The organism is Aquisalimonas lutea (assembly GCF_030409225.1).
GTDB classification, from domain to species: domain Bacteria; phylum Pseudomonadota; class Gammaproteobacteria; order Nitrococcales; family Aquisalimonadaceae; genus Aquisalimonas; species Aquisalimonas lutea.
Window position 1 is genome coordinate 718,816 of sequence record NZ_JAUFPK010000001.1, and the last position, 14,423, is coordinate 733,238.

Genomic DNA, 14,423 nt, shown 5'->3' on the forward strand with positions numbered 1-14,423 from the left:
GGACGCGATCAGGCGGACCCGCCAATCTTGAGAATAATTCTTATTCCTGCGTATACTTGTCGATCATTTCACACTCGGCGCGCCCGGAGCGCGCGACCGCGCGGGACGAACCCATGGAGACCGACAGCATGATCGCCTGGGACCGGTTACTCGATTTCTTCGGCGCGGGCGGCCCCGTGCTGCTGATCCTCGCCGCCATGTCGGTGGTTGCGCTGGCCATCCTGCTGGTCAAGCTCTGGCAGTTCCGCAGTGCCCGGGTCGGCGACACGCGCCGCGCCACGGAGGCTCTGACGCTGTACCGGCAAGGGCGCCTGGTGGAGGCCATCGGGCATGCGGAGGCCGCACGCAACCCGGCCGCCCAGGCCCTCGCCCGCGCCCTGCGCGGCGTGCGCCGCGGGCTGCCCGAGGTCAAAGTGCGCGAGGAGGTCAACCGCTACGGCCACGGCGCGCTGGAGGTGCTGCGCACCGGGCTCCGCCCGCTGGAGGTCATCGGCTCCCTGGCCCCACTGCTGGGGCTGTTCGGGACGGTGCTGGGCATGATCGAGGCGTTCCGGCAAATGGAGATGGCGGGCAGCCAGGTGGACCCGTCCGTCCTCTCCGGCGGCATCTGGCAGGCGCTTCTCACCACCGCGGCCGGCCTCGCCGTGGCCATTCCCGTGGTGGCGCTGCTTAACTGGCTGGAGCGCCGCATCGAGCGACTGGCGCACACCATCGACGATACCGTCACCCGGGTGTTTACGGTGGATCTCGACCCGGCCGGCGATGATACCCACGAGGACGAGCGCGCTGATGAACCCGCACGACTCCACGCTGCAGCCGCGGCTGGCCGGTAGGCGCGCGCGTCGGCGGCCGCTGGTCAGCCTGACGCCCTTGATCGACGTCGTGTTCATCCTGCTGGTGTTCTTCATGCTGGCATCCAGCTTCCTGGACTGGCGTGCCATCGACCTCAGCGCCCCGGCGCAGGCGAGCGCTGCGGGTACCCTGGAGGGTGCGCTGCTGGTGGAAGTGCGTGCCTCGGACCTGCGCGTGGGCGGCGAGACCGTGGATGCGGACGAGCTGGACCGCCGGGTCGGTGCACGCCTGGAGGCGGCCCCGGAGACCCGGGTGCTGGTCCGGCCGGCGCCGGGCGTGGATCTGCAGCGTGTGGTGTCCGTCCTCGACGAGCTGGCCGCCATGCAACCGCAGGACCTCTCCCTGATCCGGAGGAACACGCCGTGAGCGCCGGGCAGCGTCCACTCCAGCAGCCGCCGCGACCGCGCAGCGAGGACGATCGCATCCTGCCGCTGATCAACGTCGTATTCCTGCTGCTGATCTTCTTCATGATCGCCGGCCAGATGAGCGCCACCGATGCGTTCCGCGTGGAGCCGGCCGAGTCGCGCAGCGAAGGACGGCCCGACAGCGAGAATGCCCTGGTCCTCGTGGGGGCGGACGGCAGGCTGGCACTGGATGGCAGGGAGCTGGACGCGGACGCGCTGGAGAACGCCCTGCGCCAGCGGCTCGCCGACAACGACGAGCTCCGGGTGCGGCTCAAGGCCGACGGTCGCGCCGAGGCGGTGGACGTGGTCGCGGTCACGGAACGCCTGCGCGACGCGGGGGTGGAGCGCCTGCAGCTGCTGACCGTCCCGGAACGCTGATGATCACGACCCGGCGCCAGTGGCTGCTTGCCCTGTTCGTTGCCCTGCTGCTGCATGCGGCGGCCGCGGTGGCGATTCTCTGGCACGCCCCCGACAGCGGGGCCGAGAATCCCGGTGTCGGGGGCCTGGAAGTCTCCATGGGCGCGGCCGGTGGTGCACCGGGGAGCGTGCAGCCCGAGGCGCCGGAGGCCGCCGAGACGGCAGCGGCACCTCCCGAGGCCACCGAGGTGGCGGAGCCGGCGACCGACGCCCGGCCGCAGGAGGCGACGGTGGCCGAGGCCGCCCGGCCGGAGCAGGCCCTGGCCCTGGATGAGCCGCCGCCCGAGACGCCCGACGAGCCGGAACGGGCCGACGAACCGGAGCCGGAGCTGGCGAATGCGGAACCGGTTGAAGCCGAGGCTGAAGCGGAGCCGGAGGAAGTCGCTGAAGCGGAAAGCGTGGACGCCACCGAGCCGGTGACGGCGGAGAATGCTCCTCCGGAACCGGAACCGGAACCGGAACCGGAACCGGAACCAGAGCCAGAGCCAGAGCCGGCCGAAGCGGCCGTCACCGAGGCCGAGCCGGCGGAGGTGGAGCGCGAGCGGGTCACGGCGACGGAAACCGGGACCCAGGGGCAAGGAGGCAGCCAGGAGACCCGGGATCGGGGGCGCGGCGAGTCCGCCGCCGCAGGCGGGGCACCGGGTGTGGACGAGGACTACAAGGCGCGGCTGCGCGCGCACCTGGAACGGCACAAGGAGTACCCACGCAGAGCGCGAATGCGGCGCCAGGAGGGCGTCGCCGTCCTGCGCTTCGTCATCGATCGCTCGGGCAACATCCTGGATTCCGAGATCGTGGAAGCCTCCGGCCACCGGGCCCTGGATGACGCGACACGGGCGATGATCGAGCGGGCCGAACCGCTGCCGCCCTTTCCGGAGGACATGAGCCGAGAGCGGCTGGAGTTGACCGTACCCGTTCAGTTTTCCCTGCGCTGACCCCCGAGGAGGCCACCATGCGTAATGCCCGACTGCTTCTCGTCCTGCTGATCGCCCTGCTGACGGGGCTGCCCGCGGTGGTTGCGGCTGAAGACGGGGCCATCTCCGTGGAGCTCAACAAGCTCGAATCCCAGGGCGACGCCTGCCGCGCCTATCTGGTCATGGAAAACGGCACGGGCGAGGCCTTCGAGAGCCTGCGCCTGGACCTGGTCATGTTCGACGACAACGGCATCATCGCCAAGCGTCTTGCCGTCGAGACCGCGCCACTGGCCGCCGGGAGGACGCAGGTCAAGGTCTTCGGCATCGGCGATGTCGCCTGCGGCGACATCGGGCGCGTTCTGCTCAACGGCGTCCTTGCCTGCGCCGACGCCGGCGGCGAGCGGGACGACTGCATGGGCCGGCTCACCACGGCCAGCAAGACCGACGTGCCGTTCATTCAGTAATGCACGAAGCCGCCGGCTCGCCGGCAGGCTGCGACGCAGCCGCGCGGGTAGCGGTCAGGAATCCGCCGCGATCCGGTCCAGCCGCTCCCGTGCCCTGGCCACCTGGGTGCGCACCTGCTCCGGCGCGGTCCCGCCGATGTGGTTGCGGGCCGCCAGCGAGCCCTCCAGGGTGAGCACCTGGTAGACATCCTCGCCGATGGCATCCGAAAAGCCCTGCAGGGTGGCCAGGTCCATGTCCGCCAGGTCGACGCCGTTGTCCACGCCGTAGCGCACGGCGGCGCCGACGATGGCATGGGCATCCCGGAACGCCACCCCCCGGCGCACCAGGTAGTCGGCCAGGTCCGTGGCCGTGGAGAAGCCCTTCTTCGCCGCTGCGAACATGTTGTCCCGCTTGGGCTCCATGGCCGGGACCATGTCGGCGAAGGCGCGCAGGCAGTCCAGCACCGTGTCCACGGTATCGAACAGGGGCTCCTTGTCCTCCTGGTTGTCCCGGTTGTAGGCCAGGGGCTGGGATTTCATCAGGGTGAGCAGGCCCACCAGGTGGCCGTTCACGCGGGCCGTCTTGCCGCGCACGATCTCGGCGACGTCCGGGTTCTTCTTCTGCGGCATGATGCTCGAGCCCGTGCAGAAGCGATCCGGCAGGTCAATGAAGTCGAACATGGGCGAGGTCCACAGGATCATCTCCTCGGCCATGCGCGATGTGTGCGTGAGCAGGATCGCCGCCGCGGCGGTGAATTCCATGGCGAAGTCCCGGTCCGAGACCGAGTCCAGGGAATTGTCCCCGGGGCGGTCGAAGCCCAGCTCCGCGCAGGTCATGTCGCGATTGATGGGATAGCTCGTGCCCGCCAGCGCGGCCGAGCCCAGCGGCATGACGTTGAGCCGCCGGCGGCAGTCGGCCATGCGCTCCTGGTCGCGCACCAGCATCTCGTACCAGGCCAGCAGGTGGTGGCCGAAGCTCAGGGGCTGGGCGACCTGCAGGTGGGTGAACCCGGGCAGGATGGTGTCCGCCTCACGCCCGGCCAGCTCCACGAGACCGCGCTGGAAGCGCATGAGCTCGGCGCACACGGCGTCGATGGCCTCGCGCAGGTACAGCCGCACGTCCGTGGCGATCTGGTCGTTGCGCGAGCGCCCCGTGTGCAGCTTCTTGCCTGCCTCGCCGATGCGATCGGTGAGGCGCTTCTCGATGTTCATGTGCACGTCTTCCAGGGCCGGCGACCACTGGAAGCCGCCGCTTTCGATCTCCGCCTCGATCTCCTGCAGCCCCTGCACGATGGCATCGCGCTCGGCCCCGGTGAGCACGCCGCAGGCGGCGAGCATGCGGGCATGGGCGATGGACCCGCGGATGTCCTGGCGATAGAGCCGGCGGTCGAAATGCTCCGAGGCGGTGAAGGCCTCGACGAAGGCGTCCGTGGCCTCGGTGAAACGGCCGGTCCACAGTTGCTGGCTGCTGTTGTTGTCGCTCATGACCTTCCCAGTCTCCGCAGTGCGATCGTGCGATGTACGAGGCGCTGGACGAAGCCGTCCCTTCGCCGGATGGCCACGCACGCTTCCGGGGGTTCCGGTTCCGGACTGTCTGCGGCCAGGACGGCCGCAGTCAAGCGTACATGGACGTATTTACAGCGTGTCCGGAACCGGAATCCCCGGAAGCGTGCCCCGGATCGGAGCCGCCGTCCGGATGACCGGTATCCGTCGAGCGTCGAGCCCGCGAGTATATCAGTGCTCCTACCCCGGCCGCTTGTCGCGGCCGCGCTCACCCACCAAACTGGCAGCCAGCAGAACGGCCCGATCCCGGGTTACAGGACACTGGCAAGTGATGGACAACAACAAGCACCCCGACACCGCCGGCTTTCTGCCCGACTTCTGTCACGTCCGCACGCTGTTCGCCGTCGTGCTCATCGCCGAGCTGCTGGTGTTCGTTCTGGTGCTCGCGCAGCCGGCCGGCGTCAATCGCTGGCAGGCCCTGGGCCTGTACTCGCTGTACGTGCAGTGGATCGCCCTGGGCTGCGCCGTGGTGCTGTGCCTGCTGCGCACCTGGCTCGCGCGCCTGCGCCCGGCCGCCGCCGGCGTCGCCGCCTGGCTGCTGATCCTGGTGATCACAGGTGCCGTCACCTGGGTCGCCCGCGGCCTGGTCCTGGACAGCGGCGCGCGGCCGGGAGAATACCTGCTGCGCAGCGTCGGCGTCGCCGCGCTCGTCTCCGCGGTCGCCCTGCGCTACCTGTACCTGCAGCGGGACTGGCGCCGCCGCGTCGAGAGTGCCTCCGCCGCCCGGGTGCAGGCCCTCCAGGCAAGGATTCGCCCGCATTTCCTGTTCAACAGCCTCAACACCATCGCCTCCATGATCCGGGTGCGGCCCGCGGAGGCCGAGACCGCCGTGGAAGACCTGGCGGAGCTGTTCCGGGCCAGCCTGGAGACCGGCGACGGGCTGACGCAGCTGGACGACGAGCTGCGCCTGGCCGAAGGGTACCTGCACATGGAGCAGCTGCGCCTGGGCGAGCGCCTGCACGTCCTGTGGGAGATGGAGGATCTGCCCCGGGACGCCCTGCTGCCCCCGCTGACCCTGCAGCCGCTGCTGGAGAACGCGGTGTATCACGGCATCGAGCCCCGCCGCGAGGGCGGCACCATCCGCATCCGCGGCAGCCTGCGGGGCGCGACGCTGCGGCTGTGCGTCGACAACCCCGTGACCGCCGGCGCGACCGGCCGACCGGGACACGGCATGGCCCTGGACAATGTCCGCGAGCGTCTGCGCCTGGCTTTCGGCGATGCGGCACAGTTCCATGTTCACCGCGACGGCGAAACCTACACTGTCTGCCTGGAGCTGCCCCGGCACGGGGCGGGACAGGGAGAGAGCGAAGGAGACGCCCATGCGCATACTGATCGTGGATGACGAGGCGCCCGCCCGGGAACGCCTGGCCCAGCACGTGACCGACCTGGGCGGGCACGAGGTGGTCGCCGGCGCCCGGGACGGCGACGAGGCCATCCGCCTGGCGAGCCGCCATCAGCCGGATGTGGTGCTCATGGACATCCGCATGCCCGGGACCGACGGCGTTGCCGCGGCGCGCGCCCTGGCCGAGGCTGACGCGCCGCCTGCGGTCATCTTCGTGACCGCCTACGGCGAGCATGCGCTGGCGGCCTTCGATGCCGAGGCCGTCGACTACCTGGTCAAGCCGGTCCGGCGCGATCGGCTGGCACGGGCCCTGGAGCGGGCCCGCCGGGTCACCCGGCCGCAGCTGGATGCCCTGGGCGGCACCGTCCAGGGGGCGGACGACGGCGCACGTGCGCATATCCTCTGCCGCCGCCGCGGGGTGCTGGAGCTGGTGCCGGTGGCCGATATCCACTATTTCCAGGCCGACAACAAGTACGTCACCGTCTGCCACGCCGAAGGCGAGGACCTCATCGAGGAATCCCTGCGCCAGCTGGAAGGGGAGTTCGGCGATCGTTTCGTGCGCATCCACCGCAACGCCCTGGTGGCGCGGGACCGCCTGGGCCGCCTGGAGCACGGCGCCGGCGGGCGGCGCTACCTGGTGCTGCGCGGTCTGCAGAAGCGGCTGGAAGTCAGCCGCCGGCACGCGGGGCAGGTCCGGGACCTGCTGGAGCATCTCGGCGAGCGCTGACGCCGGCGGCGCGGCATTCGGTACTCCCGGCCGAGTCGTGGCATCCTGTACGGTCCGTATGTCCCCTCGTCCAGGAGCCGTCATGCCGCCCGAGACCCTGCGTATCGCTACCCGCAAGTCGCCGCTTGCCGTCTGGCAGGCCGAGCACGTGGCGCAGCGGCTGCAGGCCGTCCATCCTGGCCTGCAGGTGGAGCTGGTGCGCATGAGCACCCAGGGCGACCGCATCCAGGATGCGCCCCTGGCCCGCATCGGCGGCAAGGGCCTGTTTCTCAAGGAGCTCGAGGAGGGGCTGCTGGACGGCCGCGCGGATATCGCCGTGCACTCCATGAAGGATGTCCCGGCGGCCATCACCCCCGAGCTCCACCTGCCCGTCATCCTCGATCGCGGCGATCCGCGCGACGCCTATCTCTCCAATCGCTACCCGTCGCTGGCGGAGATCCCCGCCGGCGGCGTCGTCGGCAGCGCCAGCCTGCGGCGGCAGTGCCAGATCCGGGCCGCGCGACCGGACGTGCACGTGCAGACCCTGCGCGGCAGCGTCAACACGCGCCTCGCCCGGCTGGACGAGGGTCGCTTCGACGCCATCATCCTGGCGGCCTCGGGCCTGCAGCGCCTGGGCATGGACGGCCGCATCACCCGCATCATGCCCCCGGAGGAAAGCCTGCCGGCCGTGGGCCAGGGGGCGCTGGGTATCCAGTGTCGGCTCGGCGACGCGGCGGTCGAGGCGCTGATCGCGCCGCTGGATCACGGCGCCAGCCATACGCGCGTGGCGGCCGAGCGCGCCATGAACCGCGAGCTGGAAGGCAGCTGCCAGGTTCCCATCGGTGCCTATGCCCATCTGGACGGCGACCGCCTGCACCTGCGCGGGCTGGTCGGCGAACCCGACGGCAGCGACGTGGTCCGCGGCGAGATCGCCGGCGCCGCCGCCGATGCCGACGCCCTGGGCTCGCGCCTGGGCCGGGACCTGCTTGACCGCGGCGCCCGGGAGATCCTGGCGCGGTTGTTCGCCGAGGGCGAGGCCCACTGACGCATGGGCGTGGAACGCGATCCCCTCCGGGGCCTGGGCGTGCTGGTCACCCGCCCGGCGCACCAGGCGGAGCCTCTGTGCCGGGCGCTGGAAGCCCGCGGCGCCCGGGTGATCCGCTTTCCGACCCTGGCCATTGCCCCGCCGCCGGATGCGGATGCGGTGGAACGGGGCATCGACCGGCTTGCGGCCATGGACTGGGTCGTGTTCGTCAGCCCCAACGCCGCCCGCTCGCTGCTGGACCGGCTGGCCGCCCGCGGCGAGGCCTGGCCGGACGGCGTCCGCGTGGCCACCGTGGGCGCCGGTACCGCCGCCGAGCTCGAGGCGCGCGGCGTGGCCGTCGACTGTGTGCCCGCCGCCGGCTCGGACAGCGAGGCGCTGCTGGATGAACCCGCGTTCCGGCACGTGGACGGGCAACGGGCTATGCTGGTGCGGGGGGAGAGCGGCCGGGAGACATTGCGCACGACGCTGGCGGAGCGGGGTGCACGGGTCGAGGTCCTGCCGGCCTACCGGCGGGTTCGTCCGGACAGCGACCCCGCCGTCCTGGATCGTGCCTGGGCCCGGGGCATGCTGGACGTGGCGGTGGTGACCAGCACCGAGGCGCTGGACAACCTCGTGGGCCTGGCGGGCGAGGCGCGCCGGAGCCGGCTTCTGGCCACCGGCCTGGTGGTGATGAGCGAGCGCGTCGCGTCGCGGGCATCCGGTCTCGGGTTTGCCGGTGGTATCGTGGTTGCCGACGGGACCGGTACCGACGCATTGACCGAGGCGGTCGCGCGCTGGGCTGCAGAGAATCGGAGACAGAACCATCCATGAGTGACGCGTCGAAGGACCAGAACAACAACGAGGCCACCGGCCAGGACGCCGACCGCAGCGCCGCCGACACGGAAGCGGGCACGCAGGCGCCGGCGGCGACACCGGCACCTGCCGGCACCGGCGGCGATGGCGGGTCGGCGGGCGGGGCGCCCGGCACCGGCGGCGACGGGCCGCGGCGGCCGGGGCGCCCGCTGGCTGTCGCCGTCGTCGCGCTGGTGGTGGCCCTGGTGGTCGCGACGGCCGGGGCGGCCGGCGGCTGGTGGCTGTGGGAGCGTCTCCGCGTCCTGGAGCAGGGGCACGACGAGTTCGCCCGCCGGGCCGAGGTCACGGAGCTGCGCGAGGAGCTCAACAGCCGCAGCGAGCGGCTTGCGGGCCGCGTGGACAATCTCGCCCAGGAGCATGCCAGCCACGTCCAGACGCTGGCGCAGGCCGAGGAGACCATGGCCAGCATCCGCGACAGCCAGGCCCGCGCCCAGGAGCGCATGGACCGGATCCGGGAGCTGGCCGCCGCGCACCGGGATGACTGGATTCTCGCCGAGGCCGGCTACCTGTACGGGGTGGCCCGCTACCGTACCCGCTTCCACGGCGACGTCGACGGCGCCCTGCAGGCGCTCAAGGAGGCGGATCGGCTGCTGGAGGAGCTGGGGGCGTCCACGGTGGAGCAGCGCCAGGCCGTCGCCGAGGCCATCAATGCCCTGCTGGACGTGCGCAAGCCCGATCGGGAAGGTCTTGCCACGGACATTCGCCAGCTGATCCAGGCCATTGACACGCTTCCCCTGGAGCGCACCGAGCGGCAGGTGGAGAGCGCGGAGATGCCGCGCCAGCGGGATGCCGAGCTGGATACCCTGGACGGGTGGCGACAGGCCGGCCTACGCGCCTGGCAGCAGTTCCGCGATGCCATCGGCTCGCTGGTGGTGGTGCGCCGGGGCGAGACCCCGCCGCGCCTGATGGCGCCGGAGGAGAGCCACTACCTGCGCGAGAATCTCCGGCTGCAGCTGCTGACAGCGCGGGCGGCGCTGCTGCAGCGGGACGACGCGGTCTACCGCCAGAGCCTGGCCGACGTGGCGGACTGGCTGGGTCGCCACTTCGACGGCGACGACGAGCAGGTGCAGGACGCCATGGAAACCGTCCAGCGGCTGCGGGACGCCGACCTCCAGGCGGATCTCCCGGACCTGGGCGAGATTCTGCCCCAAAGGCCGGTGCCGGGCCGCGAGGCGAATGAGGAGAACGCGGGATGAAACGACTGTTCCTGATCCTGCTCGTCCTGTTCGCCAGCGCGGCGGCGGCCATCTGGTTCCACGAGCAGTCCGGCTACGTGCTGGTCTCCGTCGGGGATCTGGCCGTGGAGACCAGCCTGTTCTTCGCGGTGGGCGCCCTGGTTGCCACGGTGCTGGGCCTGCTCCTGCTGGTGGGCCTGCTGCGGCGGCTCGGCGCACTGCCCGGGGGCGTGCGCCGCTGGCTGGCCGACCGGCGCATCGGGCGCTCGCGGGGGCGCCTGGTCCAGGGCCTGGTGCGGCTGACCGAGGGCGACTACCCGGAGGCGGAGCGCTCCCTGATCCGGGCCGTGGACAACAGCGAGACCCCGGTGCTGCATTACCTGAGCGCCGCCTGGGCCGCCCACCGCGCCGGGGCCGAGGGCCGGCGCGACAGCTACCTGGCGCTGGCGGAAAAGGCCGACCCCAATGCCCGTCTCGCCATCGGGCTGCTGCAGGCGCAGCTGTACATCGAGGACGAGCAGTGGGAGACGGCGTTCGCGACGCTGAATCTCCTGCAGGAGCGCTATCCCCGCCATGAGCGGGTCCTGTCCATGCTGGCGCGGGCCTGCGAGGTGCTGGGGGAATGGGAGCGGGTCCTGGACCTGCTGCCGCGGCTGCGCCGGCACGCCGGCATGGATGCCGCCCGGCTGGCGGAGCTCGAGCGCAACGCCGCCATCGGCCTGCTGGATCAGGCCGCCCGCCAGGGGCGCGATGCCCTGGAGCGCGCCTGGGAGCGCCTGCCCCGGCCGATGCAGGACGAGCCCGACGTCGTGGTCGCCTATGCCGACGGCATGCTCCGGCACACGCCCAACAGCGGGCAGCTGGAGAAACGGCTGCGCCTGGCCCTGCGCCGGAACTGGGATGCCCGCTTCGTGGATCGCTACGGGCGGCTGCAGGTGGACGACCCGGAGCGGGTGTTCAACGTCGCCGAGGGCTGGCTGCGGGAGCATCCCGAGGACCCGGAGCTGCTCCTGGCCGTGGGGCGACAGGCCATCCGCTGCCGCTTGTGGGGGCGGGCACGCTCCTACCTGGAGGCCAGCGTGGCCCGCAAGCCCAGCGCCGAGGCGTGGTATCTGCTGGCCGATCTCCTCGAGCACATGGGCGAGCGCGACGGCGCCCGCAGGGCGTATCGCCGGGCGGCCGAGCAGGCCGGCGGCTTCCGCTCGCTGCCGGAGCTGGAAAGCCTGCGCGAGGCCGCCGGCAAGGCCACCGCCTGACCGGCCCCGGGGCGACCGGCAGGCCCCAGTGTCCTGGCATCCAACGAACCTGGGTTTACAACTAGTCCAGGGTCAGCACCGTGGAGCCCGTGGTCTGCCGCCCTTCCAGCGCCCGGTGCGCCTCCGCCGCCTCCCGCAGGGGGAAGCGGTGGTTGACCTCGACGGCAACGACCCCCTTGCGAACCAGGTCGAACAACTCGCCGGCGGCGGTCTCCAGCTCGTCGCGGGCGGCCACGTAGTGGAACAGGGTCGGCCGGGTGAGGAACAGCGACCCCTTGGCGGCCAGCTGCCCCAGGTTCAACGGCGGTACCGGCCCCGATGACTGGCCGAAGCTCACCATCAGGCCCCTTGGTCGCAGGCAGTCCAGCGAGCCGTCGAAGGTGGCCTGCCCCACGCCGTCGTAGACCACCGGGACGCCAGCGCCGCCGGTGATCTCGCGCACGCGGTCGACGAAGTCCTCGCTGTTGTAGTTCACCGGGTGGTGGCATCCGTGGGCCCGGGCCAGCTCCGCCTTGTCCGCGCTGCCCACGGTTCCGATGACGGTGGCGCCCAGGTGATGGGCCCACTGGCAGGCGATGAGCCCGACCCCCCCGGCGGCGGCGTGGACCAGAACGGTCTCGCCGGCGGCGACCGGGTACGTGCGCCGCAGCAGGTACCAGGCCGTCATGCCCTTGAGCATCATGGCGGCCGCCTGCTCGTCGCTGATGCCGTCGGGGATGGTGACCAGGCGGTCCGCCGCCAGAACGCGGGTCTCGGCGTAGGCGCCGGGCGGTCCGGCGGCATAGGCGACGCGGTCGCCCGGGGCGACGTTGTCGACCCCCTCGCCCACGGCCTCGACCACCCCGGCGGCCTCCATGCCCGGCGTGAACGGCAGTTGCGGCGGGGCGTACAGGCCCGTGCGGAAGTAGACGTCGATGTAGTTCAGCCCCACGGCCGTATGGCGGATGCGGGCCTCCCCCGGACCCGGCTCGGGCGCAGGAACGGGTTCCCAGCGCATCTGCTCGGGGCCGCCGGTTTCGTGCACGACAATGGCATGGGACATGGGTCTCATCTCCTCCGTTTGCGTGATGGCGATGCCGCCGGCGGCCTCAGCCGCCGGCCTCGCGCTCGTCCGCGGACGGCATCATGCCGGCCTCCACGGCGGCCAGCGCGGTCATGTTGATGACCCCGCGCACCGTCACGGAGGGTGTGAGGATGTGCGCCGGCTGGTTCGCGCCCAGCAGGATGGGGCCCACGGAGACGCCCTCGCTGGTGGCCTTGAGCAGATTGAAGGCGATGTTGGAGGCGTCGAGAGTGGGCAGGATCAGCAGGTTTGCGGTGCCCTTGAGGCGCGCGTTCGGGAAGATGCGGTGGCGGATCTCCTCCGAGATCGCGGCATCACCGTGCATCTCGCCTTCCACCTCCAGGTTCGGGTCCCGGGCCTCGATGAGCTCCAGCGCCTCGCGCATCTTCACCGCCGAGGCGGCGTCCGAGGAGCCGAAGCTGGAGTGCGACAGCAGCGCCACCTTGGGCGTGATGCCGAAGCGGCGGACCTCGTCGGCGGCGAGAATGGTCATCTCGGCCAGCTGCTGCGCGGTGGGGTCCTGGTTGACGTAGGTGTCGCACAGGAAGAACGTCCCCTTGGGCAGGATCAGCGTGTTCATGGCCGCCATGTTGCGCACGCCGGGCCGCCGCCCGAGGACGGACTCGATATGGCCGAGCTGGCGGTGGTAGCGGCCGTCGATGCCGCACAGCATGGCGTCGGCCTCGCCCCGGCGCAGCATGAGCGCTGCGATCACCGTGTTGCGGGTGCGCACCACGTTGCGGGCCTGGTCCGGCGTGACGCCGCGGCGCTCCATGATGGAGTGATACAGCGTCCAGTACTCGCGGTAGCGGGGGTCGTCCTCCGGGTCCGCCAGCTCGAAGTCCTCGTCCATGCGCAGCCGCAGGCCCAGCCGCTTGATGCGCATGTCCACGACCCGCCGGCGGCCGATGAGCACGGGCCGGGCCAGGCCGTCGTCGACGACGACCTGCACGGCGCGCAGCACCCGGTCCTGCTCGCCCTCGGCGTAGACCACGCGCTTGGGGTTGTCGCGGGCGCGCTCGAACAGGGGCTTCATGAGCAGGCCGGACTGGAACACGAACTGGTTCAGCCGCAGCTTGTACGCCTGCATGTCCTCGATGGGCCGCACCGCCACGCCGCTGTCCATGGCGGCCTGTGCCACCGCCGGGGCGATACGCGAGATCAGCCGCGGGTCGAAGGGCTTGGGGATCAGGTACTCGGGGCCGAAGCGCAGGGGCTTGCCGCCGTAGGCGGCCACCACCACGTCGGAGGACTCCTCCATGGCCAGGTCGGCGATGGCCTCGACGCAGGCGAGCTTCATGGAGTCGTTGATGGTGGTCGCGCCCACGTCCAGGGCGCCGCGGAAGATGAAAGGAAAGCACAGGACGTTGTTGACCTGGTTGGGGTAGTCCGAGCGCCCGGTGGCCATGATGCAGTCCGGGCGTTCCTCCCGGGCCTCCTCGGGGAGGATCTCCGGCGTGGGATTGGCCATGGCGAACACCAGCGGGTCACGGGCCATCTTGGCCACCATGGCGCGGGTGAGCACGCCGGGCCCCGAGAGGCCGATGAAGATATCGGCGCCGTCGATGGCGTCGTCCAGGGTGCGCGCCTCGGTGTCCCGGGCAAAGGCGGCCTTGCGCGGGTCGAGGTTGTCGCGGCCGGTGTGGATGACGCCGCGGGAGTCGAGCATGGTGATGTGCTCGCGCCTCATGCCCAGGCTCACCAGCAGCTCCAGGCAGGCGATGGCGGCGGCGCCGGCGCCGGAGCACACCACCGTGACGTCCTCGACCTTCTTATCCACCACGCGCAGGCCGTTGCGCACGGCGGCGGCGGTGATGATGGCGGTGCCGTGCTGATCGTCGTGGAACACGGGGATGTTCATGCGCTCCTTGAGCTGCTCCTCGACCTGGAAGCACTCGGGCGCCTTGATGTCCTCGAGATTGATGCCGCCGAAGGTGGGCTCGAGACTGGCGATGATGTCCACCAGGCGGTCCGGGTCGCGTTCCTGGACCTCGACGTCGAAGACGTCGATGCCGGAGAACTTCTTGAACAGCACCCCCTTGCCCTCCATCACGGGCTTGGCCGCCAGGGGGCCGATGTTGCCCAGCCCGAGAACCGCGGTGCCGTTGGTGACCACCGCCACCAGGTTGCCGCGCGCGGTGACATTGGCCGCTTCCGTCTCGTCGTCGACGATCAGCTGGCAGGCGGCGGCGACGCCGGGCGAGTAGGCCAGGGCCAGGTCCCGCTGGGTCGCCAGCGGCTTCGTGGGGACGACCTGCAGTTTTCCGGGGGTGGGATGGCGATGGTACTCGAGCGCGTTCTCGCGCAGGTCATCGGACATTACACTTCTCCGCAGTTGTTATTCATTGGGGCACGGCCAGCCCGGAGTAAACGGATCTCCCATGATACCGGCGC

14 protein-coding genes are annotated in these 14,423 nt (G+C 71.2%); 11 read left to right on the top strand and 3 right to left on the bottom strand.

Annotated features, from left to right (window positions below; genetic code table 11):
- Window positions 1-113: 113 nt before the first annotated feature.
- Genes QWY84_RS03480 through QWY84_RS03500 form a run of 5 tightly spaced genes read left to right on the top strand, consistent with a single transcriptional unit; the run spans window position 114 to window position 3,048 of the window.
- Window positions 114-833, top strand: coding sequence for a MotA/TolQ/ExbB proton channel family protein (locus tag QWY84_RS03480; RefSeq protein WP_290201061.1), 720 nt, complete (start codon window positions 114-116; stop codon window positions 831-833).
- Entirely contained in the window at window positions 790-1,218 is a 429-nt protein-coding gene (locus QWY84_RS03485) for an ExbD/TolR family protein (RefSeq protein WP_290201062.1), read from the top strand. The genes QWY84_RS03480 and QWY84_RS03485 overlap by 44 nt, the downstream gene beginning before the upstream one ends.
- Window positions 1,215-1,634: an ExbD/TolR family protein gene (locus tag QWY84_RS03490; RefSeq protein WP_290201063.1), complete on the top strand. Its 420-nt coding sequence runs from the start codon at window positions 1,215-1,217 to the stop codon at window positions 1,632-1,634. The genes QWY84_RS03485 and QWY84_RS03490 overlap by 4 nt, the downstream gene beginning before the upstream one ends.
- On the top strand, window positions 1,634-2,605 hold the full coding sequence (locus tag QWY84_RS03495; protein WP_290201064.1) for an energy transducer TonB: 972 nt from the start codon (window positions 1,634-1,636) through the stop codon (window positions 2,603-2,605). The genes QWY84_RS03490 and QWY84_RS03495 overlap by 1 nt, the downstream gene beginning before the upstream one ends.
- Window positions 2,606-2,622: 17 nt before the next feature.
- Window positions 2,623-3,048: a Tat pathway signal sequence domain protein gene (locus tag QWY84_RS03500; RefSeq protein WP_290201065.1), complete on the top strand. Its 426-nt coding sequence runs from the start codon at window positions 2,623-2,625 to the stop codon at window positions 3,046-3,048.
- A 54-nt stretch (window positions 3,049-3,102) separates the two neighbouring features.
- Here the strand turns inward: QWY84_RS03500 and argH are convergent, their stop codons facing one another.
- Entirely contained in the window at window positions 3,103-4,512 is a 1,410-nt protein-coding gene (gene argH / locus QWY84_RS03505; protein ID WP_290201066.1) for an argininosuccinate lyase, read from the bottom strand.
- 349 nt (window positions 4,513-4,861) lie between these two features.
- Here argH and QWY84_RS03510 point away from each other — a divergent pair, with 349 nt between their 5' ends.
- The 6 genes from QWY84_RS03510 (at window position 4,862) to QWY84_RS03535 (ending at window position 10,966) form a co-directional block, all read left to right on the top strand.
- A complete protein-coding gene (locus tag QWY84_RS03510) occupies window positions 4,862-5,932 on the top strand; it encodes a histidine kinase (protein ID WP_290201067.1) in 1,071 nt (356 codons plus the stop codon).
- Complete coding sequence (locus QWY84_RS03515; protein ID WP_290201068.1) at window positions 5,910-6,659, top strand: LytR/AlgR family response regulator transcription factor; 750 nt, start codon at window positions 5,910-5,912, stop codon at window positions 6,657-6,659. The genes QWY84_RS03510 and QWY84_RS03515 overlap by 23 nt, the downstream gene beginning before the upstream one ends.
- 82 nt (window positions 6,660-6,741) lie before the next feature.
- A complete protein-coding gene (gene hemC, locus QWY84_RS03520) occupies window positions 6,742-7,683 on the top strand; it encodes a hydroxymethylbilane synthase (protein ID WP_290201069.1) in 942 nt (313 codons plus the stop codon).
- A gap of 9 nt (window positions 7,684-7,692) precedes the next feature.
- Window positions 7,693-8,493, top strand: a complete 801-nt coding sequence (locus QWY84_RS03525; RefSeq protein ID WP_290201070.1) for a uroporphyrinogen-III synthase — start codon at window positions 7,693-7,695, stop codon at window positions 8,491-8,493.
- Entirely contained in the window at window positions 8,490-9,731 is a 1,242-nt protein-coding gene (locus tag QWY84_RS03530) for a uroporphyrinogen-III C-methyltransferase (RefSeq protein ID WP_290201071.1), read from the top strand. The genes QWY84_RS03525 and QWY84_RS03530 overlap by 4 nt, the downstream gene beginning before the upstream one ends.
- Window positions 9,728-10,966, top strand: a complete 1,239-nt coding sequence (locus QWY84_RS03535) for a heme biosynthesis HemY N-terminal domain-containing protein (protein ID WP_290201072.1) — start codon at window positions 9,728-9,730, stop codon at window positions 10,964-10,966. Before QWY84_RS03530 ends, QWY84_RS03535 begins: the two co-directional genes overlap by 4 nt.
- A 61-nt stretch (window positions 10,967-11,027) precedes the next feature.
- Here QWY84_RS03535 and QWY84_RS03540 read toward each other — a convergent pair whose 3' ends face one another.
- The gene (locus tag QWY84_RS03540; RefSeq protein ID WP_290201073.1) at window positions 11,028-12,008 is read right to left on the bottom strand and encodes a quinone oxidoreductase family protein; all 981 of its coding nucleotides are present in this window, start codon (window positions 12,006-12,008) and stop codon (window positions 11,028-11,030) included.
- 46 nt (window positions 12,009-12,054) lie between these two features.
- Window positions 12,055-14,349, bottom strand: coding sequence for an NADP-dependent malic enzyme (locus tag QWY84_RS03545; RefSeq protein WP_290201074.1), 2,295 nt, complete (start codon window positions 14,347-14,349; stop codon window positions 12,055-12,057).
- Window positions 14,350-14,423: the final 74 nt, after the last annotated feature.

Bases quoted from the DNA above. Each gene is read 5' to 3' on its own strand.
- QWY84_RS03480 (WP_290201061.1), top strand. From the start codon at position 114: ATGGAGACCGACAGCATGATCGCCTGGGACCGGTTACTCGATTTCTTC.
- QWY84_RS03485 (WP_290201062.1), top strand. From the start codon at position 790: ATGAACCCGCACGACTCCACGCTGCAGCCGCGGCTGGCCGGTAGGCGC.
- QWY84_RS03495 (WP_290201064.1), top strand. From the start codon at position 1,634: ATGATCACGACCCGGCGCCAGTGGCTGCTTGCCCTGTTCGTTGCCCTG.
- QWY84_RS03500 (WP_290201065.1), top strand. From the start codon at position 2,623: ATGCGTAATGCCCGACTGCTTCTCGTCCTGCTGATCGCCCTGCTGACG.
- argH (WP_290201066.1), bottom strand. From the start codon at position 4,512: ATGAGCGACAACAACAGCAGCCAGCAACTGTGGACCGGCCGTTTCACC.
- QWY84_RS03510 (WP_290201067.1), top strand. From the start codon at position 4,862: ATGGACAACAACAAGCACCCCGACACCGCCGGCTTTCTGCCCGACTTC.
- QWY84_RS03515 (WP_290201068.1), top strand. From the start codon at position 5,910: ATGCGCATACTGATCGTGGATGACGAGGCGCCCGCCCGGGAACGCCTG.
- hemC (WP_290201069.1), top strand. From the start codon at position 6,742: ATGCCGCCCGAGACCCTGCGTATCGCTACCCGCAAGTCGCCGCTTGCC.
- QWY84_RS03530 (WP_290201071.1), top strand. From the start codon at position 8,490: ATGAGTGACGCGTCGAAGGACCAGAACAACAACGAGGCCACCGGCCAG.
- QWY84_RS03535 (WP_290201072.1), top strand. From the start codon at position 9,728: ATGAAACGACTGTTCCTGATCCTGCTCGTCCTGTTCGCCAGCGCGGCG.
- QWY84_RS03540 (WP_290201073.1), bottom strand. From the start codon at position 12,008: ATGTCCCATGCCATTGTCGTGCACGAAACCGGCGGCCCCGAGCAGATG.
- QWY84_RS03545 (WP_290201074.1), bottom strand. From the start codon at position 14,349: ATGTCCGATGACCTGCGCGAGAACGCGCTCGAGTACCATCGCCATCCC.